Source organism: Chitinibacter sp. SCUT-21, from assembly GCA_041874755.1.
Lineage (GTDB): Bacteria > Pseudomonadota > Gammaproteobacteria > Burkholderiales > Chitinibacteraceae > Chitinibacter.
Genome location: CP102611.1, coordinates 2,211,010 through 2,229,835 on the forward strand (window position 1 = coordinate 2,211,010; position 18,826 = coordinate 2,229,835).

Genomic DNA, 18,826 nt, shown 5'->3' on the forward strand with positions numbered 1-18,826 from the left:
GATGCACTCCTTAAACTTGTGGGCACAGGCGCTGGCTGCGGCGCAGGCTAAATGCGCCATCACCCAGCAGCCACAACACCAGTGAAGCAATGGTTAAAAAGACCGGATATTCCCAGCCGCCGCCCGGGCTGGTATGTACCCAGCCATTGCCAAAATGCACCGACGCGGCGGCGGCCATAATCGGCACTAGCAATAAAGACACTTGGCGCGCATACAGCCCCAAGATCAGCGCCAAACCGCCGAGCAATTCGAGCGCAAAAACCGGGTAGGCCAGTACGCCGGGTATGCCGACGCTTTGGAAAAACTGCGCCGTGCCGGGCAGCGTAAACACCATCAGTTTGAGTAAAGCGTGGGCGATCCACATTGTGCCCAGGCTCACGCGCAGTAAGGTAATGCCCAGCTGGCTATGGGCGGGTAAGGCAGTGTGTGACATGCTAATTTCCTGCTTGAGTTGAACATAGCGCTACTCTAGTATTGCGTTAATGCAATATAAATAAGCAGGTTTGCAAGCTATGAATGCAAAAACGCAATACAAGCTCGAAGCAGCTGATTTAGCCTTGATCCTCGCCTTGGTGCGCACGCGCAAATTAGCCGACGCGGGCGAGCGTTTGGCGCTCGATTCGTCTACGGTATTTCGCGCCTTGCAACGCATCGAGCGCGGGCTGGGCGTGAATTTGTTCGAGCGCTCGCGCCATGGCTACGCGCCGCTGGAATTGGCGCTCACCTTGGCCGAACAAGCTGAACAGCTAGAAATGGTGCTGGAAAACGCGCGCAGCACGGCGCAGCAACAGCCCGATCACATCGTCGGCACAGTGCGCATCACCACCACCGACGGCATTTTGCACCAGCTAGTCGCGCCAGCCTTGCCCAATTTATTGCAGCAGCACCCGCAACTGGTGTTCGAATTGCACACTGGCAATGAGCTCGCCAGCCTCACGCGGCGCGACGCTGATATTGCCGTGCGCGCCACGCAGCGCCCGCCAGCGCATTTAATCGGTAAAAAGCTCGGCCCAATCCGCATGGCACCGTTTGCCGCCCGCGACAGCGGTATGAGTTGGGAGGATGCACTCAATGGGCGCGCGATGTGGATCGCCCCCGACGACGGACTGCCCGAACACCCCTCGGTGGTGTGGCGCAAACGGCAGCACCCCAAAATCAACCCGCAATTTCGCGTCGGCAGCATTATGACGGTGATGGAATTGATCGCGCTGGGGCTTGGCGTTGGCTTATTGCCGCTGTTTATGGCGCAACAGCATCCGCACTTGCGCCAAATTGGCGACGAAATCGGCGAATGCCAAACCGAGCTCTGGCTACTCACCCACGCCGAAGCGCGCCATCTGCGGCGCGTGTCGTCGGTTTACAGCTATTTGGCCGAGCAGATTCAATTAAGTTGATGGGGTATGTTAATCTAGCTAAATTTCCTATTTGCCTACCAATTAATACCTAGGGTAAGTATTGATGTATAGCGCCACCTTTATTTTTACCGCCAAACAATACGACGACGAATTTCACGCGCTCGACGCGCTAATCGCCACCGCCGCCAAGGAATCAGTCGGCTATCTCGGCGAAGAGGCATGGGAAGACCCCAAAACCGGCCGTATCGCCAATGTGTATTACTGGGAAAGCGAAGCCGGCCTGAAAGCGCTAATTGCCCACCCCAAACACATCGAGGCGAAAAAGCGCTATAGCGAATGGTTAGGCGGCTATCAGGTGATTATTTCGCAAGTGCTCAAAACCTATGGCGACGGGCAGTTGGGGCATGTGCTAACGGCTTAATTCGCCGGCGTGGCGGCAAACGCCTGCGCTAGATACGTCGGCAGCTGTTTGCGCTCAATGTCCTGCTCGCTGGTGAGCTTGATATGTCGGCGAAATTTGCCCGCGCCTTCCAGTACCGCAAATTCATCACGCAACTGCGCGCCGTGGCTAAATTCAACTGACACATGCGCGGTGTAGGAAAAAATCCCGCAAAACGGCTGAGCAGCAGACTTGGCTGAACCTCCCGCCGAAAACAAGATCCCGCCGTATTTGATCTCCTCGCTCACCCCCGCATCCAAGCCCAAAATCAACGCGTGAATTGCGCTAATCAGTTGATGTCGCTCGGGGTTGATAAGGGCAATGTCATCGAGAAAGGCGCGGACTTTGGTGTTTGGCGGTGTGGTGTTGGTCATTGAGCTGTCCAATTGGCTGATCACAGCAAGTGTTGAAGCATTTTATTTTTCGGGCAGAGTCGCCTGACGACCCAGTGCTGCCGTATTCTCATTCAGACTTACTATTGTTATTACTCTTAATAAACGATGAAATTGATTTGGTTACATCATCAGCCAAAGGGAGTAATAAATTTGAATATGTTTTAATATTTTCATTCCTATCGTCACTCTTTACAGTTTTTAATACATGGTTGGTATCTTTTAGAAAGATAAGCTGTGAATTTAAATTAGCTTTTTTCAATAGCTTTGCATCAGCAACACCCACCTGAATGTCACGCAAACCCTGCAAAATGAGTATTGGTTTCTTGATATTTCCGATTAGTTTTGCGGGGTCGAATGTTAGCTCATTAATAAGGAACCCTTGTACCTCAGGATGAAACAAAGAAAGCAAAGCCGAATTGATTTTAGACTTGTCAACCTTATGGCCACTTTCTAGTTTTTCTAATATTGATATTGCATCCTTTAGAATTGGCGCATTGGCGGGGTTTGATTTTAGTTGCTCTCTAATAAGAACTCCTAGTGGCCTGCCAGCGGAAGCAACAAGTACCAAGCCACAAATATCTTTTGAGCGCTGAGCCGTCACTAAAGACACCAAACCGCCTTCGCTGTGACCAATCAGCCATACACATTTAGCATCCGTTTGTTGACGAAGTGCTGATATCCAAGACTGAACATCCGATGCATAGTCATCAATTGTGACTGCATTCGGATTGGAGATTGCTTTTTCGCTACCAAACATACCTCGTTTATCAATGCGGAGTGTTGTTATCCCTTGAGCAGCCAATTCTTCTGCAAGTAATTTGTATGTATTTGTATTTAAGCCAAATGGGTTATTGCCGTCACGGTCGGTAGGGCCAGAACCGGGAATAATTAAAGCAGTGATTGAATTTGGATTTTGAGCTGTAGTTAGAGTTCCCCGCAGTAGGCCTTCTGGTCCGGCCGTTTGAATTTCGGCTTGGCTAGCAATTGAATGGGGGGTAATTAATCCAAGGGTCAAAGCCAATGTCATTTCCTTTAAAATTCCCATTGAAATCACCTCAAATTAGTCCGCTATTAGCCGATTGAAGCCAATTTAATTTCAACGATTGTAATGATTTTCAGTGCCTACGGCACGATGTTTTTGGTGCGCGTTCCGCCGCGCAGACGGGCAGGGGTGTTTGCTTCTGCAAATACCCCTGCATCCCAAAGCAGCCCCCGGCATCCGCGTCGGCTACGCCGATGCCCTCGCTGCGGACAATCGGCAAGGCGGCGGGCTTTAACAAAACAGAGCCCGCCGAATTCCCTTGCCGATTGCTCCTCGCTCGGCGCTGATGCAGGGGAATCCATGTAGACCAACGATTGCGGCATATACGTGCCATTGTATTGCTCTAATGATCAATTCTTTTATTGGCTTGGTTGATATACCCCATGCTCTTTAGTACGTATTGCCCGTGGAGCCGCGCCGCTTGAAAATGACTTGGCGAGGCATGGCGTAGCTTGGCGGCTTGCCGCCTTAGAGGAGACTGTGGCCTTGGGCCATTTTAAGCCGCTACCTGTTTGCGACCGAAGGAAGTCCAGACGGAAGCCACGCGACGGTAGCGCGCAGCGAGTTTTGCGGCGCCTCGCCGTGGCTTTTTCAAGCGGGAATTCGCGGCGATCGGGCGCGCGGGGGTTGTTAGGGGTGGGGCAGGACCCACCCCTAACTCGTCCGGCGGGCGAAACCGCCGGTTTATCGCCTGCGTCAGCAGGCCATGCAATCGTTGATTTGTAAATCCAGTATGTAGGTCGGTTGAGTTTAGTGTTAGCCGACAATTCGATGTCGGCTCAGGCCTCAATGCTTGCCACGCTGCAATTCGATTGGCACCTGCTGCGCCAGAAAATCATATACCGCGCGAATTCGGGCGCTGCTGTTGAGTTCTTGGTGTACGGTCAGCCAGATTGGTAGCTTGGGCAGGGCAAGCTCGGGGAGGACTATTTGCACTTCGGGGTCGGTGTTGAGCAAGAATTCGCTGGCAAAGCCCAGCCCCATTCCGGCGCGTACCGCTTGCCATTGGGCTTGGATGTCGTCGCTGCGTAGCCCGTAGCGTAGCTGGTCAATCGCGAAGCCTTGCGCGGATAGCGCGGGGCTGACTTCGTCGAGCGCGTCGCCGGTGATTAAATCGTGGGCGATGACATCGGCGATGGTTTGCGGCGTGCCGCGCTGCTGCAGATAGCGGGGATGCGCGCAGGCGTGTATCGGGATGTCGGCGATTTTTTTGGCGATCAGATTGCTTTGCTGCGGGCGCACCATGCGCAGTGCAATATCGGCTTCGCGCCGCAATAGGTTGACTACGGCATTGCTCACGACCAGCTCGATTTCAATTTCGGGGTACAGCGTGCGCAGTTGTGCCAACATTGGCGGCAGCAACACGTAGGCGACGGTTTGGCTGGCGCTGACGCGCACACGGCCTTGCAGCACGCGCTCGGCACCGGTGGCCAGTCGCCCCAGTTGCGCGGCTTGTTCGGCCATGCTCCGCGCGGTATCGGCCAGCCGCAAGGCGTGTGCGGTGGGCGTCAGGCCGCGGCCGGTGCGCTCGAATAATACGGTTTTCCAGCGGCTTTCTAATTCGGCAATGTGGCGGCTCAGTGTCGGCTGGCTAATGCCGCTGGCGCGCGCCGCCGCCATTAAGCTGCCGTGCTCCAAGGTGGCGAGCAAGGACTGCACATGATCCCACGGAAAGTCGTATTCATTCATTTTTAAATAGCTGCTGTGAAAGTTGATTCTATTGTAAATAGCTAACTGCCATCTCACAATCAAGGGATTGATTAGGTGGAGAAAATCATGAATCGGCGACAATGGTTACGGTTAATGGGCAGCGGTGCTTTGGTGGCGGCGACGCTGCCGCTGCTGGGGTGTACTAGCAATATGCCGCCAGAGGCGATTGCAGCGTGGCAGCCGCCCGCAGCTGATTTGGAGTTGCGGCGCTGGGTGTTATCGCACGCAATTTTGGCGCCGCATTCGCATAATTTGCAGTCGTGGTTGGTCAATCTGGAGATGCCCGACACCATTTTGCTGCGCATGGATCAAAGCCGCTTGCTGCCCGAAACCGACCCGTTTGGGCGGCAAATGGTGATGAGCCAAGGCACGTTTATTGAAGTGTTGGCGATTGCGGCGCAGCAGCGCGGCTACCACGCCGAGGTCACGCCGTTTCCCGACGGCGAGTTTGATCCGCGCCGCGTGGACGAGCGCCCCACTGCGCGCATTCGGTTGATCGCCGATGCCAGCTTGCAACCCGACCCGCTGTTTGCGCAGATTTTCCAGCGCCGCACCAATCGCTCGCCGTACGCGGCAACACTGCCTACGCCAGAATCGCTGGCGGCGATTGCAGACAGCATGCGCGGCTTGCCGATTCGCTGCGGCTTTATCACCGCGGCGGATGCGCAAATCGAGCGGCATCGCCAGATTGCCAACGAGGCGTGGCGCATCGAGTTATCGACCCCGCGCACTTTGCTTGAGTCGTACAAAGTGCTGCGCGTCGGCCCGCGCGAAATTGCTGAGCATCGCGATGGCCTGTCGCTGAACGAGCCCTTCGTGCGCGCGCTAACGGCGCTTGGCCTGTTTGACCGCAGCAAAGCGTCCAGCCCTGATAGCGCAGAAATCAAAGGCCAAATCGACAAATTTGCTGCCAAAATCGCTGCCACGCCGGCGTTTTTTTGGATGATCAGCGAGGCCAACGATAGGGTGACGCAACTGCAAGCCGGCCGCGCCTATGTGCGCGCGCAATTGGCCGCGACGGCGCAGGGGCTAGCTATGCAGCCATTACAGCAAGCATTGCAAGAATACCCAGAGGTGTATAAGTCCTATAACCAAATTCATCAATTGCTAGGGGCAAATACCCCTGGGCAAACGGTGCAGATGTGGGCGCGGCTCGGCTACGCACCCGCAATTGAGCCCGCGCCACGGCGCGGTTTGGCGGCGCATTTGGTTTAAACAACTTCGAGCACGTCGGCCACTGCGCGGCGGGGTTTTTGTGGCCAATTTTGCTCGGCGGCGCGGCCAACGGGGATCAGCATCACCGGGATTTCGTCGTTTGACAGCCCAAAGGTTTGCGCCACGCCTGCTGCGTCAAACCCCGTCATCGGGCAACTAGCCAGCCCCATGCCCTGCGCGGCCAAAATTAAGCTCATCGCCGAGAGCGAAGCAGAGCGGATCGCTTCGTCGCGCTGGTTTTGCGGCTGATTGCCAAACGCCTCGGTCGCGTAATGCACCATATTGGCGACTAATTCGGCGCTCATGATCCCTGCCGCGAGGCTTGGGGCAAGGTTTTGCGCCAATTGCGTGTGCAAATCCAGCCGCCCGCAAACAATAAAGCACACCGCTGCATCGGCGACCTTTTGCTGGCCGTAGGCGTGTTGCAGTACTTGCTGTTTGCCTTCTGGCGATTGCACCGCGATAAAGCGCCAGTTCTGGCCGTTGTAGGCACTGGGCGCGAGCGTGGCTAGGCGGATTAGCTCGCTAATTTGTGCTGCGTCCAAGGTGTGAGTCGGGTCGAAATAATTGCAAGAGATACGTTGTTCCAATAGTTGCGTGATCGTCATGGTGTGTCCTTGATGGTAGCGTTGAAGTTCGAGATAAATACATTGTTATGCAAATCATAATGACGATAAATGCGGCTAGAATTAGTTCATTCAAAACTTTTGGTTAGTAATAATGGACAAATTGCGCAGCATGGCGGTGTTTGTGGGGGTGGTGGAGAGCGGCAGTTTTAGCGCCGCCGCCGATGCGCTGAATATCTCGGCAGTAATGGTGGGCAAGCATATTGCGCAGCTGGAGGCGCTGCTCGGCGTGCGGCTATTGGAGCGCACCACCCGCAAACACAGCCTGACCAGCGCGGGGGCCAATTACTATGACAATTGCAAAAAAGTGCTCGAGCAAGTGCGCTGGGCTGAAAGCTCGATTGAAAGCCTGCAAGCGCAGCCGCAAGGCCTACTGCGCATCAGCGCGCCGATCAATCTGGGCGCGACGGTGATTGCGCCCTTGGTGGCAGGCTATCTGGCGCAATACCCGCAGGTCAAAATCGAACTGATTTTAAGTAACACCCGCGTTGATCTGATTGAAGACGGCTTTGATCTGGCGATACGTACCGGCGATTTGGGCAATAGTGATCTGGTCGCACGCGCCTTGCCCAATTATCAACTGCGCCTGTGCGCATCCCCCGCGTATTTGCAACAATACGGCAAGCCAGAGCACCCGAGCGAGCTGCAACAGCATTACTGTGCAACGCACCTAATCTGGGGCAATCGCCATGAATGGCCGGGCTTGCGCCTGCGCGATCAGCAAATCTGGCCCTGCAATAGCCGCTTTGCCAGCAACGACAGCCGTGCGCTGCTACAAGCGGCGCTCAATGGCACCGGGATTATTTTTCAGCCTGAAGTCTTATTGGGCGAAGACATCGCCGCAGGGCGCTTAGTAGCGATACTGAATGATTACCTGCCTCCGGCTACGCCAGTCCATCTCGTCTATCTATCCGACCCACGCCCCAGACCCAAGCTCAATAGTGTGGTGGAGTATTTGCTGGCGAATTACCCACGTCCATGATGGTGAGCCGAGATGGCTTTAACCCTAGGGTCAGCGTATTGCTAGCGCTAAATGATCAATTTCGGGGCGGGCAAAGTAAAAGCCTTGAATCAGCTCGACCCCCATCTCGGCCAAGGTGTGATATTCCGATTCTGTTTCGACGCCTTCGGCAATCACGCGAATATTGAGTTGGCGGCAAGTGAGTAGTATGCCTGCCAAGATCGCTTGGCGACTGCTGCTCTGGTCAATACCTCGGGTAAGTTCCATATCGATTTTGATGACATCGGGTTGAAATTCGGCCAGCAAATTGAGCCCAGAATACCCAGCGCCAAAGTCATCAATCGCGGTGGTGAAACCATGGCGGCGATAGGCCTCGAAAATGCCAACCAAATGATCGCTATCGCTGACTTGCTCACCCTCGGTGACTTCAAACATCAGCCGATTTGTGGGAAAGCGAAAACGCTCGGCGGCCTCCAAGGTGGCGCGAATACAAGTTTCAGGACGATACACTGCATTGGGCAGGAAATTGATCGATAGCAGGCAATCGGGTTGATGATGCAGCCCCAGTGTGGCGGCCAATTCAATCGCTTTTACGCGGCAGGCTTGGTCGAAACGATAGCGATTACTGTCGTTCACTTGCGCCAGAATGCTGGCCGCAGGTTCGCCATTGATGCCGCGAACTAGCGCTTCATACGCATAGGGGCGTTTCTTTTCCACATCCCAAATCGGCTGAAACGCCATGGTAAATTCGAAGCCCAATCCCTTTAAATCACGACATTGGTCACACGCAATCGCGTGGAAGGGTTTCGCAAAGATGGTTTGATTGGTTTTGAGTAGCATAGTGCGCTGCGCCTAGAGGGGTACTGACAGCCTAGAAAGCGAAACAGCACATTGCAAGACCGTAGATTGGATCAATGTCAATTCGCCGGCAAGTTTCGGCAGATGATCTAGGCAGGCCAACGATTTTTCTGTTCCGCCGCTGATTGCATTACTTCGCCGAGAATCTGCGCGGTTTCTCGCTAAATCAGCGTAAAATCCCGGCAAACGATCACGAGTCTGCTTATGTCTACCAATCTGCACACCAAAATCACCCAGCGCCAATCCGGTATCTTGCTGTATGGCATTACGCCACCGAAGGCGAACAATACGCCGGAGAAAATCGCCGAGATTGCCGCCTTGCAAGTCGAGCGCATTGCGCCGCTGAATGTCGATGGGCTGGTGCTGTATGACATTCAGGATGAAGCAGATCGCACCGACGCGGCGCGGCCGTTTCCGTTTTTGGCGACGCTCGACCCGCTAACCTATAGCCGCGATTATCTGGCGGCGCTGGATATTCCAAAAATAAACTACCGCTGCGTCGGTAAATATACGCCCGAAGCTTTTCGCGCTGATGTGGCCGCGATGGGGCAGGGCGTGTCGGTGTTTGTCGGCGCCGCATCACGTGAACAGCAAGTCTCGCTATCGGTCGCGCAAGCGTACGCACTGCGTCGCGACACCAACGCCGATTTGCTCGTCGGCGGCGTTGCGATTCCGGAGCGACATTTGGTTAAAAACGACGAACACCTGCGCGTTGCGCACAAGGTTGCTGAAGGGTGTTCTTTCTTTGTGACGCAGTGCGTTTATAACGTCGAGGCGGCGAAAAATTTCCTGTCGGATTACTACTATGCTTGCCAAGCGAGCGGCACGCCTATGGTGCCGATTATTTTCACGATCACGCCGTGTGGCTCGGTGAAAACCTTGGAATTTATGAAGTGGCTGGGGATTAGTATTCCAAAATGGCTGGAAAACGATCTCATCCATTCGGGTGATATTTTGGCCAAATCGCTCGATGTATGTAAGGGTATCTTCGCGGAGCTATTGCAATATGCTAATGAGAAAGGAATACCAGTAGGGTGTAATGTAGAAAGCGTCGCGATTCGCAAAGACGAAATTGAGGCGTCGCTGCAATTAGTGCGCGATGTGCAGGCGATGTTTGCCGCGAGTGTGGCGCGCTAGTGGGTTTGAATGGCGCAGCTGCGCAGATTCAGGCTGGCTTTGGCATAGCCATTCTTTGAAGTGCTGATGGTGAAGAATGATCGCTCGGTGTATATCGCTCAAAGCCACCCGCATAACCAGCCTGACTACACCGTACAATTGTAACTAGCGAACCATTCTCGGCGCTGGCGATTCGCACCATAGCCCCTGCAAGCCTGCGCTTGAGGGGCTATTTCTTATGGTTAAAAGTGAGCGAGCCCTATTTTCATGCAAGGCGAAGTGACACCGTGCAGGGACATTGTTTTTGCGACATAGGCCAGTTTGAAATCGGGAGTGAGTGATGAAGCTATTAATTGTTGGCGCCACGGGCGCGGTAGGGCAGGCGGTCTTGCAGCAAGCTTTGGCCGATTCACGCATTAGTGCGGTAATTGCGCCCACGCGCCGCGCGTTGCCCAGCCATGCCAAATTGGAAAATCCGCTCCTCGACTTTAAGCAATTGCCACCCGATGCGGCGTGGTGGGCGGCCGATGGGCTGATTTGCGCCTTGGGCACGACACAAAAAATCGCCGGCTCGCCCGAGCGATTTGTCGCCATTGATCGTGATTTGGTGATCCGCGTGGCTGAGCTGGCGCGCCGAGCTGGGGTACCTTATCTGGCGCTCAATTCCTCGCTCGGCGCCAGTTTGCAGGGCAATCTGTATTTGCGTACCAAAGCCGAGGCCGAGCAAGGCGTGCGGGCCTTGGGTTTTCCACGCCTATTGATTGTGCGGCCCTCGTTGATCAACGCGGTGCGCACGCCACCACGGCCAGCGGAACATATCGGTTTGTGCGTCAGCCGACTATTGGGGCCGCTGATTCCCCGTCGCTATCGTCCCGTGACGCCCGATACGATTGCCGCCGCAATGCTCAATGGCCTGTTTGCCGATGGACAAGGGGAATGGATTTTGGAGTCGGATCAGTTGTAGCATCATCGTGCGAAGTAAAATTCAAGTGTTGCCTAAAACTCAGCAGCAGGAGACGGGATGTATATCGGTGAGTTAGCCAAAATCACAGGTCTGAGTATTAAGGCCATTCGGCACTATGAAGAGATTGGCTTGATTAAAGCCCCGGCCCGAAAGGGGCAATATCGCATATACGATCAGAGCTATGTGCCGGTCTTGGGCATGATCACCTTGGCCAAAAGCCTTGGTTTTACATTGCTTGAGTTGCAAACGATAGTGCAAGCCAAAACACAGCAAGGCTTAGTGCCGATCGATTTATTGCGAAACGAAATCGGAGTTAAACGAGCAGCGCTCACGAATCAACTAGAGCAAATCAATGGCATGCTCAATGGATTGGCACAGCTAGAGCAAAGTGTGATTCAACATAATCAATGTTTGCTGCAATCGTTGCAAAACCCGCTTGACTCTCCTCTTTAGGGGAGAGTTTATGCTGATGGCTCGATTCAGTTTATGGGAAAACCCAACATGAAAACGGCCTTTATCACTGGTGCAACTTCCGGTATTGGTTTGGCGATGGCGCAGCAATTGTCACAGCAAGGCTACGCATTAATTATTCATGGGCGAGATGCCCGCAAGCTCAGTGAGCTACAAAAAACGCTGCCGAACGTGCGCCATACGATCGTGGCCGATTTGGCCGAGCTGGCACAGCAAGATCGCTTGCTCGCCGAGCTAGCGCAATACCCTGGGCAAATTGATGTAGCCATCAATAATGCGGGTTTCGGTTTGTATGGCAAATGCCTTGAATTATCGGCATCAGACGTTGATGCCATGTTGGCGGTTAATCAAACAGCTGTTCTTAAACTGAGTCGGTATTTTGCACGGCGGATGAGCCAGCAAGGGGGCGGCCACATTCTGAATGTGGCCTCAACGGCAGCTTACCAGCCCCAACCCTTCATGGCGGCTTATGCCGCGAGCAAAGCCTTTGTCGCGCATTTTACTGAAGCTTTCGCAATGGAAATGAAGCCGCTCGGTGTTCATCTGATGGTCTTGTCGCCTGGCCGTACCGATACGGGATTTTTTAAATTGAATGGTCGAGATCTTGCGCGGAATGGTCATGGCACCTTTGCGGCTAAACACCGGATCTCGCCTGCAACCGTGGCACGAATTGGTCTAAGGGCTTTGTTCAAAGGGCAGTTCCGCGAGATTCCAACGTTTGAAAATAAGCTCTATGTTTTTTTAAATCGCTTGTTACCTAAGACGTGTGTACTGAATATTTACCATAAGGCCATGCAAAATACTTGATCTGGACGCGAATGGATTTGATCACGTATGGCTTGTAGATCGCCGCCGTGAAGCGGTTTGGCGGCGCGGATGAAAAACAGGGCGAAATGCAATCGCATTTTGTCCAGCGAGCGCTGCCTTTTGATTCGGCCTATTGAAGTTTTAACTCCGTTCGGCCTGAGCCTGACGAAGGGCTTGAATTCATTCATGGTTCGACGAGCTCACCATGAACGAATTCAAACCTCAGAGGGCCGGATCAACGAGCGCGGCCTAGGCGCCCATTGCGTAGTTGCGCTTAGAACGTGTATTTACCACCCAATTCAAACGAGCGCTCAGGACCAATGTAAATGCCTTGGCGCAAGCTGGAAATATAGCGTTCATTTGTTAGATTTTTCACGCTGCCAAACACCGAGAATTGCTTATTCACCGCATAGCTCGCAGTCAAATTTGCCGTGGTATAGGCGGCGATTTCACCGGTAAAGAAGCCGCTGGTGTTTTGCTTGAGCTCTTTGGTATTGGCGGTATCGGTAAATTGCGAACTGGTGTGGTTAATCGTCAACGCAGTATTCAGATTGCCTAAGCGATAGCCCAGCGTTAGATTCGCGATCCACTCTGGCGTGTAGGCGATGCGATTGCCGTCTGGCGTCGTGATTTTGCCTTTGCTGTCGTAGCGGTTGCCGACAAATTCGGCGGTAGGTACGTAGGTGGTGTTGGCATCGATGCTAAAGCCATTTTGGAATGCATAACCGAGCGTGAATTCCAAACCTTGGTGCAATGTTTTGCCGCCATTGGTTTGCTGGAATTGGCTATTGCTATTGGCCGGAATAACCTGATTAGCAAAATCCATGCGGAACGCGGTCACTTCATAGCGCAATTGCTGGGCCTGACCACGAACACCGATTTCATAATTGATCGAGCGCTGCGCTTCAAGCTGTTGATCGATCATGCCCGATAATGAATCGCCATTGAGCGCCGGGGCAAACGCTTTATGCACGCCACCAAAGACTTGCGCGCTTGGTGCGGCGTTATAGGTAAAGCCGATGCCCGGAATATATTCGGTATTGCTGGTGTCAGCTTCGTTGTTCTTCGTGCGCTGCAAATCGGTGCGGCTTTGGGTGTAGCTTTCGACGCGTAATCCCGGCGTGATGGCCAGTTTATCGCCCAAGGCAAAGCGGTTTTGCCCGAAGAAGGCAATGCTGCTTGCTTCATCAATCGTATCTTTGGTGAGTTTGCCGCTGCGCGGGTTGGCGCGCGTTGCCGCGATGGTTTGGTCGTGCATTTCTTCTTTCATTAAACGCAGACCTAGCTCGGTTTCATTTTGAATGCCAAAGCTATTGTGTTGAATATTTAGGCGGGTTTCAGCACCAATGCGATCGAAGGCGCGGTTATTGCCGTTCAGCGTATTGCCGAAGTTCCATTGCGTTAAGCCGTCGACTTTTTTGGTCGGTTTGCCTGAAACGAGGTTGTAGCGCCAGTAATCGCGGCTCATTTCGCTCCAGTAAATCACGCTTTTGAGCTTGGTTTGCGCGTTAATCGCCCATTCGTGGTTCAGATCAACTGAATTGCGATCGGTTAGGTACCAATCGTCTGGCGCCGGGTTGAAATCAGCACCGGCTTGATACGCATCGAGGAAATGGCCACGATAAGAGATATTCGCGTCATTGCTGTAATGCGTGGCTTTCAGCGCCAGCCATTGATTATCGCCAATCGCTACGCCGCCTTTCACCATCAGGTCGCGCATTTTAAAGCCTTTATCCAAAAAGCCATCGCTATGCGCTTCGGTGTAAAACACGCCACCAATTGCGTTGCCCGATTTTGCGGCCATGCCCGCTTCCAGATTGGCTTCTTTATAACCAAACGAGCCCACGCGCCCGCCGACAGAAACACCTTCTTGCGGCATTTTGGTTTGATAATTGATCACCCCACCAATCGTGCTTGGGCCGTAGCGCAGCGATGCGCCGCCTTTGAGTACTTCAATGCTTTCCATGCGCTGAATACGTGGGTTGTAGTAGCGGCCATTACCGACAAATAGGCCCGGCGCGACGGGCACACCGTCTTCCAAAATCAGGCTGTAGTAATCGGCCGAGCTTAACCCGCGCACGCCAATATTGGCGACAATCGCGCTTTCTTCTTCAGGTTTGATCGAAATACCCGCGACGGTTCTCAAGACATCTTCGGTCGATTGTGGCTGCAGGCGTTCAATTTCTTCGCTGTTAACTACAACAATCGAGCCAGGAATTTTGGCGATATCACCTTGCTCGTTGCCGACGACTTCAATCGACGGCAGTGTGGTTTGGGCAAATACGGCGGGGCTGAAAAAAGCGGCAAAAATCAGGGCTGATAAGGGGCGTAACTGAGGGGCGCTGCTCATACAAATCCTTCTGGGGAAAGTGCTAATCGGTCTGAAAAGAATCAACCCTCACTCGGCGAGCAAGGGTAATGTGTACTATTGATAGTGATTATGAGAATTAGTTCCATTTGCATTTAAAAATATTTCACTGTGTTTTTTGTTGCGGCAATTGCCGCTGAGTGAGGTACGATAGTGGCGACATCTCGCCTTACGGGTATGCCCTTGTAAGCCTTTAATTAATTGATCTTTGTGACGATACGCAGCCAGTGTATCTATGGGGTTAAACATGAAAAATCGCAAAACATCACTTTGGCAGCGCCTATTGATCACGAGCCTGCTGGCGGTGAGTTTTCAGGCTGGAGCCCAGTGCTTGCCAGAACCGGTGATGCCGACGGCCGAAGACATGCCGGCTATGCTTGAAAAAGCGGTTGATCGAGGGTTTTTGTGGAAAATTAGTAAAGATGGGCAAAGCTCTTGGCTGTACGGCACGATTCATGCCAATCGGCGTGAGGCTTTAGTGCCTGGTCCGCAAACGCGCGCGGCGCTATTGGGTAGCGATGCGGTGGCCGTTGAGCTTGATATCACCGATGCGGCGACGATGGGCGAAGTGATGCAGTTGGCTAAGCAAGCCGTGGTACCGATTCCGGCCCCCTATGATGCGCGCTTAAAAGCGCAATTAAAGCAGCGTTGCTTACCCGCAGAGTTGACCGATCAAATGCATGCATCGCTGATTTTTTCGGCTCTGATGATGGTTGACGCGCGGCAAGATGGCATTGAGGCTGGCTTTGGAACTGAGATCTTTTTACTCGGTGCAGCGCAAGGCGCGAAGAAAAAAATCATTGCACTGGAAACCCCGGCCGAGCAAATGCAGGCGATTTTGGACGATGGCAAAACCACGGCCAAGCAATATCAACAAGCATTGAAATTGCTCGAGTCAGGCAAGGCACGCCAGCAAATGAATAAGCTAGTCGATGCGTGGAATCGCAGCGATTTTTCGGTATTGGAGCGCTACTCGCAGTGGTGTGAATGCATGGAGACTGCAGAAGATCGTGCAATGATGAAGCGGGTGATCGACGATAGAAACGAGTTGATTGCGCAGCGTATCGCCCGAAACCACCGTGTTGATCAAGCTGTATTTATTGGCGTTGGCAGTTTGCATATGGTTGGTAAAAAAGGCCTACCCAATCTGTTGCGCCAGCAAGGCTTTACTGTGGAGCGGGTAACATTTGCCCCTTAAAAACTCAGCTAGGCCGTGTAGATCGCGGCCTTTTCTTTGCAACAACTACCCCTTAATTTCCACGTGAGATTATCTAGTTGATTTAATTGGGTAAATTGTTGGTTTTCTGCACAAAAAAATCCATTTTTTGTGTGCCTATCATCCCCGTTTTACTGTCCGGCTTGCCTTGGCTTGGGGCAGCTAATTTCGCCGCCTATAACGATAGAGCAGAATTTGATCGTAAGAGGGCAGGCGATGACATTAAGTACTAAAAGCAAACTGATCCTGATGGGGGCGATCCCCGCACTGGCCTTGATAGTCTTCTCACTGATGGCGGTGAAGGAAAAAATGGCACAAGTTGCTGAATTACAGCGGCTTGAGGCTTTGGTGACACTGTCGGTGACCATCGGTGATTTAACGCACGAATTGCAAAAAGAGCGTGGCATGAGTGCAATGCTGATTACCAGCCAAGGTAAGCTTAATCAGCGTGAGCTGGGTGAGCAGAGGGCTCTGAGCGATCAAAAAATCAAAACCTTGCAAACCGCGTTAACGCAATTTGATCGCAAATTGTACGGGGCCGATTTGGATCGTACATTAAGCCAAGCCAGTGATCGTTTGGCGCAAATTGACGCAAAACGCCAAGCAATCAGTGCGCTATCGTTGCCTGCGGCAGAATCTGCCGCGTATTACACTGGCTTAATTACGGCGTTTCAGCAAATGCCTGCGATGGTGTCGCAATTGAGTAGTCACGGCGAAGTAGCCCGCTTAAGTGCGGCGTACGCTAATTTGTTGCAGGCCAAAGAGCGAGCAGGGCGCGAACGCGCGATGTTGTCTGCCGTGTTTACTACCAATCAATTTAGCGCCGCCACGCTTAACAGTTTTTTGCAAAATTGGTCCGCGCAGCAAGTGTATCTGGACGAATTTGCGCACTATGCACTGGATGAACAAAAAGCATTTATGCAGGCTACGCTGCAAGGTGATGCGGTCAATGACGTAACGCGCTTGCGCCAATTTGCACTGGATAATTCCAGCGCAAGCGAGCTGGGTATCGATCCCAAGCAGTGGTTCAAAGTATCGACGGGCCGCATTGAATTAATGAAGCAAGTTGAAAGCCGCATGGCCAATGACCTGCTCAACCGCCAAGCTGAACTTGCTGCCCAAGCTCAAGCCAATCAAAACCTGTATCTGATCATCGCCGTCGTGGCCATTGCGCTGACTGCGGGGCTTGTGGTTTGGGTAACGCGTAGTATTTTGCGCGAATTGGGGGGTGAACCCGATTATGCTGCACAGATTACGCGACGAATTGCGCAGGGCGTGCTCGATAGCGAGGTGAGGTTGCGTCCCAACGACCAACATAGCTTGCTGTATGCCATTAAATCCATGCAGCAGCAATTACGCGAGCGCATCAATGCCGAGAAAAAAACAGCGGATGAAAATCTGCGGATTCGGATTGCGCTGGATAATGTAAGCACCGGTGTCATGATCGCCGACGCGCAGCGCACCATTATTTATGCCAATACCGCTGTCTGCAGCATGCTTAAAGAAGCGGAAAATGATTTACGCAAAGTCTTGCCAACCTTTAACGCCGATCGCTTGATCGGTGAATGTATCGATCAATTTCATAAGCAGCCTAGCCATCAGGCGCAGCTGTTAGCGAGTTTGAATAAACCGTATACCGCCAATCTTAAAGTCGGTGTGCGTCATCTAGAGGTAATCGCCAATCCGGTGATAAATTCAGGCGGCGAGCGCTTGGGCGCGGTGGCTGAATGGCGCGACCGCACCGCTGAGCTGGCGGCCGCCGAGCGTGAAGCGGCGTTGGCAGCAGAAAATCTACGGGTACGGATTGCGCTCGATAATGTCAGCACCGGTGCGATGATTGTCGATAATGAGCGCAAAATTGTGTACGCCAATAAAGCGGTAACGCAAATGCTGCAATCGGCTGAAAGTGCCATTCGCTCACAAATTCCTGGTTTTGACGCCAGCCGATTGATTGGCACCAATATTGATAGTTTCCATAAAAACCCATCCCATCAAGCCAAACTTTTGGCTGAATTTGTTCGCCCCTACACCGCCGATTTGGTGATTGGCGGTCGCAATATGACGGTGACCGCCAATCCGGTGATTAATGAGCAAGGCGAGCGTATGGGCGCGGTCGCCGAATGGGTTGATCGCACCTTGGAAGTTCAGATTGAGCAAGAAGTCGAAGATCTGATTATTAACGCCGCGGCTGGTAATTTTGAGACCCGCCTACAGCTTGAAGGCAAAGTCGGCTTTTATCGCAAAATTGCCGAGGGCTTAAATCAACTCTCCTTAACCGTTGAAACCGGCTTAAATGATGTGGGTCGGGTACTTAAAGCCGTGACCGAGGGCGATTTGCGCTCGACGGTTGACGCGCATTACGAAGGTTTGTTTGGCGAGCTCAAAGACAACACCAATGCCACTATCTTGCACCTGCGCAGCGTGGTGGGGCATATTCAAAATGCGGCAGAGCAGATTAATACTGCGGCCAAAGAAATCGCAGCGGGCAATTCCGATCTATCTAGCCGCACTGAAGAGCAAGCGAGCTGTTTGGAAGAAACAGCCAGCTCGATGGAAGAGCTCAATAGCACTGTGAAACAAAATGCGGCCAATGCGGATCAAGCGAATACTTTGGCGCACAGCAGCAATCAAACCGCAGTCAATAGCGGGCAGATTGTGGGCCAAATTGTCACCACCATGAGCGGGATTGCCGAAAGTAGCCGCAAAATCGCCGATATTATCGGCGTGATCGACGGGATTGCCTTCCAAACCAATATCTTGGCGCTGAATGCCGCCGTTGAAGCCGCGCGCGCAGGCGAGCAAGGCCGCGGATTTGCGGTGGTGGCTACCGAAGTGCGTAATTTGGCATTGCGTAGCGCTACCGCCGCGAAAGAAATTAAAGATTTGATTCAAGAGTCAGGTGGCAAAGTCGATGCAGGTGCGCGACTGGTGAATCAAGCCGGCGGCGCGATGGACACCTTGGTGAGCAGTTTTGAGCAAGTCACCCAATTGGTCACAGAAATTGCCGGTGCCAGCAAAGAGCAAAGCAGCGGCATTGACCAAGTGACTGCTGCCGTTAGCCAGATCGATAGCGTTACCCAGCAAAATGCCGCCCTGGTTGAGCAAGCGGCGGCTGCAGCTGAAAGCTTGGAAGAGCAAGCACAAGGCTTGGTCGATGCGGTGGCCCGATTCAGATTGTCCTGATGGGTATCGGCTCACAATCTAGAATTGATAGGCGCTTTATTGGTATACATAACGGCGTATCTTATTAAGGCCATCTCGTAGCAGATGGCCTTTTTATTGC

Annotated in this window: 17 protein-coding genes and 1 pseudogene; 11 read left to right on the top strand and 7 right to left on the bottom strand. The window is 52.9% G+C overall.

The window, feature by feature from the left end:
- Window positions 1-10: 10 nt before the first annotated feature.
- Entirely contained in the window at window positions 11-433 is a 423-nt protein-coding gene (locus NT239_10325) for a DoxX family protein (GenBank protein XGA70184.1), read from the bottom strand.
- A 79-nt stretch (window positions 434-512) separates the two neighbouring features.
- Here NT239_10325 and NT239_10330 point away from each other — a divergent pair, with 79 nt between their 5' ends.
- Both NT239_10330 and NT239_10335 read left to right on the top strand, forming a co-directional pair.
- Window positions 513-1,394: a LysR family transcriptional regulator gene (locus NT239_10330; GenBank protein XGA70185.1), complete on the top strand. Its 882-nt coding sequence runs from the start codon at window positions 513-515 to the stop codon at window positions 1,392-1,394.
- Between the two features lie 64 nt (window positions 1,395-1,458).
- Window positions 1,459-1,776, top strand: a complete 318-nt coding sequence (locus NT239_10335) for an antibiotic biosynthesis monooxygenase (GenBank protein XGA70186.1) — start codon at window positions 1,459-1,461, stop codon at window positions 1,774-1,776.
- On the opposite strand, the gene NT239_10340 is transcribed toward NT239_10335, so the two are convergent.
- The 3 genes from NT239_10340 to NT239_10350 form a co-directional block, all read right to left on the bottom strand.
- On the bottom strand, window positions 1,773-2,168 hold the full coding sequence (locus NT239_10340) for a DUF1801 domain-containing protein (GenBank protein ID XGA70187.1): 396 nt from the start codon (window positions 2,166-2,168) through the stop codon (window positions 1,773-1,775). The genes NT239_10335 and NT239_10340 overlap by 4 nt on opposite strands.
- 88 nt (window positions 2,169-2,256) lie before the next feature.
- Window positions 2,257-3,234 carry a lysophospholipase gene (locus NT239_10345; GenBank protein XGA70188.1) on the bottom strand — a complete coding sequence of 326 codons (978 nt, stop codon included), beginning with the start codon at window positions 3,232-3,234 and terminating at the stop codon, window positions 2,257-2,259.
- 783 nt (window positions 3,235-4,017) lie between these two features.
- Window positions 4,018-4,920 carry a LysR family transcriptional regulator gene (locus NT239_10350; protein XGA70189.1) on the bottom strand — a complete coding sequence of 301 codons (903 nt, stop codon included), beginning with the start codon at window positions 4,918-4,920 and terminating at the stop codon, window positions 4,018-4,020.
- Window positions 4,921-5,007: 87 nt separating this feature from the next.
- On the opposite strand from NT239_10350, the gene NT239_10355 reads away from it, so the two are divergent.
- Window positions 5,008-6,156, top strand: a complete 1,149-nt coding sequence (locus NT239_10355) for a hypothetical protein (protein ID XGA70190.1) — start codon at window positions 5,008-5,010, stop codon at window positions 6,154-6,156.
- On the opposite strand, the gene NT239_10360 is transcribed toward NT239_10355, so the two are convergent.
- The gene (locus NT239_10360) at window positions 6,153-6,764 is read right to left on the bottom strand and encodes a nitroreductase family protein (protein XGA70191.1); all 612 of its coding nucleotides are present in this window, start codon (window positions 6,762-6,764) and stop codon (window positions 6,153-6,155) included. The genes NT239_10355 and NT239_10360 overlap by 4 nt on opposite strands.
- Before the next feature lie 112 nt (window positions 6,765-6,876).
- On the opposite strand from NT239_10360, the gene NT239_10365 reads away from it, so the two are divergent.
- The gene (locus NT239_10365; GenBank protein ID XGA70192.1) at window positions 6,877-7,764 is read left to right on the top strand and encodes a LysR family transcriptional regulator; all 888 of its coding nucleotides are present in this window, start codon (window positions 6,877-6,879) and stop codon (window positions 7,762-7,764) included.
- A gap of 30 nt (window positions 7,765-7,794) precedes the next feature.
- Here the strand turns inward: NT239_10365 and NT239_10370 are convergent, their stop codons facing one another.
- Window positions 7,795-8,583, bottom strand: a complete 789-nt coding sequence (locus tag NT239_10370; GenBank protein ID XGA70193.1) for an EAL domain-containing protein — start codon at window positions 8,581-8,583, stop codon at window positions 7,795-7,797.
- A gap of 222 nt (window positions 8,584-8,805) precedes the next feature.
- Between NT239_10370 and NT239_10375 the strand changes: the two genes are divergently transcribed.
- The 4 genes from NT239_10375 to NT239_10390 all read left to right on the top strand — a co-directional run bounded on the left by NT239_10375 (window position 8,806) and on the right by NT239_10390 (window position 11,959).
- Entirely contained in the window at window positions 8,806-9,738 is a 933-nt protein-coding gene (locus NT239_10375; protein XGA70194.1) for a methylenetetrahydrofolate reductase, read from the top strand.
- 319 nt (window positions 9,739-10,057) lie between these two features.
- Window positions 10,058-10,681: an NAD(P)H-binding protein gene (locus NT239_10380; protein XGA70195.1), complete on the top strand. Its 624-nt coding sequence runs from the start codon at window positions 10,058-10,060 to the stop codon at window positions 10,679-10,681.
- A 57-nt stretch (window positions 10,682-10,738) separates the two neighbouring features.
- Complete coding sequence (locus tag NT239_10385; GenBank protein XGA70196.1) at window positions 10,739-11,134, top strand: MerR family DNA-binding transcriptional regulator; 396 nt, start codon at window positions 10,739-10,741, stop codon at window positions 11,132-11,134.
- A 48-nt stretch (window positions 11,135-11,182) separates the two neighbouring features.
- Window positions 11,183-11,959 (top strand): SDR family oxidoreductase, encoded by a 777-nt coding sequence (locus NT239_10390; protein XGA70197.1) that lies wholly within the window; start codon window positions 11,183-11,185, stop codon window positions 11,957-11,959.
- A 274-nt stretch (window positions 11,960-12,233) separates the two neighbouring features.
- Here the strand turns inward: NT239_10390 and NT239_10395 are convergent, their stop codons facing one another.
- Window positions 12,234-14,309: a TonB-dependent receptor gene (locus NT239_10395; protein ID XGA70198.1), complete on the bottom strand. Its 2,076-nt coding sequence runs from the start codon at window positions 14,307-14,309 to the stop codon at window positions 12,234-12,236.
- A gap of 265 nt (window positions 14,310-14,574) precedes the next feature.
- On the opposite strand from NT239_10395, the gene NT239_10400 reads away from it, so the two are divergent.
- From NT239_10400 to NT239_10410, 3 genes and pseudogenes are all read left to right on the top strand, one after another.
- A complete protein-coding gene (locus NT239_10400; GenBank protein ID XGA70199.1) occupies window positions 14,575-15,525 on the top strand; it encodes a TraB/GumN family protein in 951 nt (316 codons plus the stop codon).
- 327 nt (window positions 15,526-15,852) lie between these two features.
- A pseudogene (locus NT239_10405) lies at window positions 15,853-17,667 on the top strand (nitrate- and nitrite sensing domain-containing protein).
- The gene (locus NT239_10410) at window positions 17,647-18,726 is read left to right on the top strand and encodes a methyl-accepting chemotaxis protein (protein XGA72798.1); all 1,080 of its coding nucleotides are present in this window, start codon (window positions 17,647-17,649) and stop codon (window positions 18,724-18,726) included. Before NT239_10405 ends, NT239_10410 begins: the two are co-directional and overlap by 21 nt.
- The last annotated feature ends 100 nt before the right edge of the window (window positions 18,727-18,826 follow it).

Bases quoted from the DNA above. Each gene is read 5' to 3' on its own strand.
- NT239_10335 (XGA70186.1), top strand. From the start codon at position 1,459: ATGTATAGCGCCACCTTTATTTTTACCGCCAAACAATACGACGACGAA.
- NT239_10385 (XGA70196.1), top strand. From the start codon at position 10,739: ATGTATATCGGTGAGTTAGCCAAAATCACAGGTCTGAGTATTAAGGCC.
- NT239_10345 (XGA70188.1), bottom strand. From the start codon at position 3,234: ATGGGAATTTTAAAGGAAATGACATTGGCTTTGACCCTTGGATTAATT.
- NT239_10330 (XGA70185.1), top strand. From the start codon at position 513: ATGAATGCAAAAACGCAATACAAGCTCGAAGCAGCTGATTTAGCCTTG.
- NT239_10350 (XGA70189.1), bottom strand. From the start codon at position 4,920: ATGAATGAATACGACTTTCCGTGGGATCATGTGCAGTCCTTGCTCGCC.
- NT239_10380 (XGA70195.1), top strand. From the start codon at position 10,058: ATGAAGCTATTAATTGTTGGCGCCACGGGCGCGGTAGGGCAGGCGGTC.
- NT239_10325 (XGA70184.1), bottom strand. From the start codon at position 433: ATGTCACACACTGCCTTACCCGCCCATAGCCAGCTGGGCATTACCTTA.
- NT239_10340 (XGA70187.1), bottom strand. From the start codon at position 2,168: ATGACCAACACCACACCGCCAAACACCAAAGTCCGCGCCTTTCTCGAT.
- NT239_10400 (XGA70199.1), top strand. From the start codon at position 14,575: ATGAAAAATCGCAAAACATCACTTTGGCAGCGCCTATTGATCACGAGC.
- NT239_10370 (XGA70193.1), bottom strand. From the start codon at position 8,583: ATGCTACTCAAAACCAATCAAACCATCTTTGCGAAACCCTTCCACGCG.
- NT239_10390 (XGA70197.1), top strand. From the start codon at position 11,183: ATGAAAACGGCCTTTATCACTGGTGCAACTTCCGGTATTGGTTTGGCG.
- NT239_10355 (XGA70190.1), top strand. From the start codon at position 5,008: ATGAATCGGCGACAATGGTTACGGTTAATGGGCAGCGGTGCTTTGGTG.
- NT239_10360 (XGA70191.1), bottom strand. From the start codon at position 6,764: ATGACGATCACGCAACTATTGGAACAACGTATCTCTTGCAATTATTTC.
- NT239_10375 (XGA70194.1), top strand. From the start codon at position 8,806: ATGTCTACCAATCTGCACACCAAAATCACCCAGCGCCAATCCGGTATC.
- NT239_10395 (XGA70198.1), bottom strand. From the start codon at position 14,309: ATGAGCAGCGCCCCTCAGTTACGCCCCTTATCAGCCCTGATTTTTGCC.
- NT239_10410 (XGA72798.1), top strand. From the start codon at position 17,647: ATGGGCGCGGTCGCCGAATGGGTTGATCGCACCTTGGAAGTTCAGATT.
- NT239_10365 (XGA70192.1), top strand. From the start codon at position 6,877: ATGGACAAATTGCGCAGCATGGCGGTGTTTGTGGGGGTGGTGGAGAGC.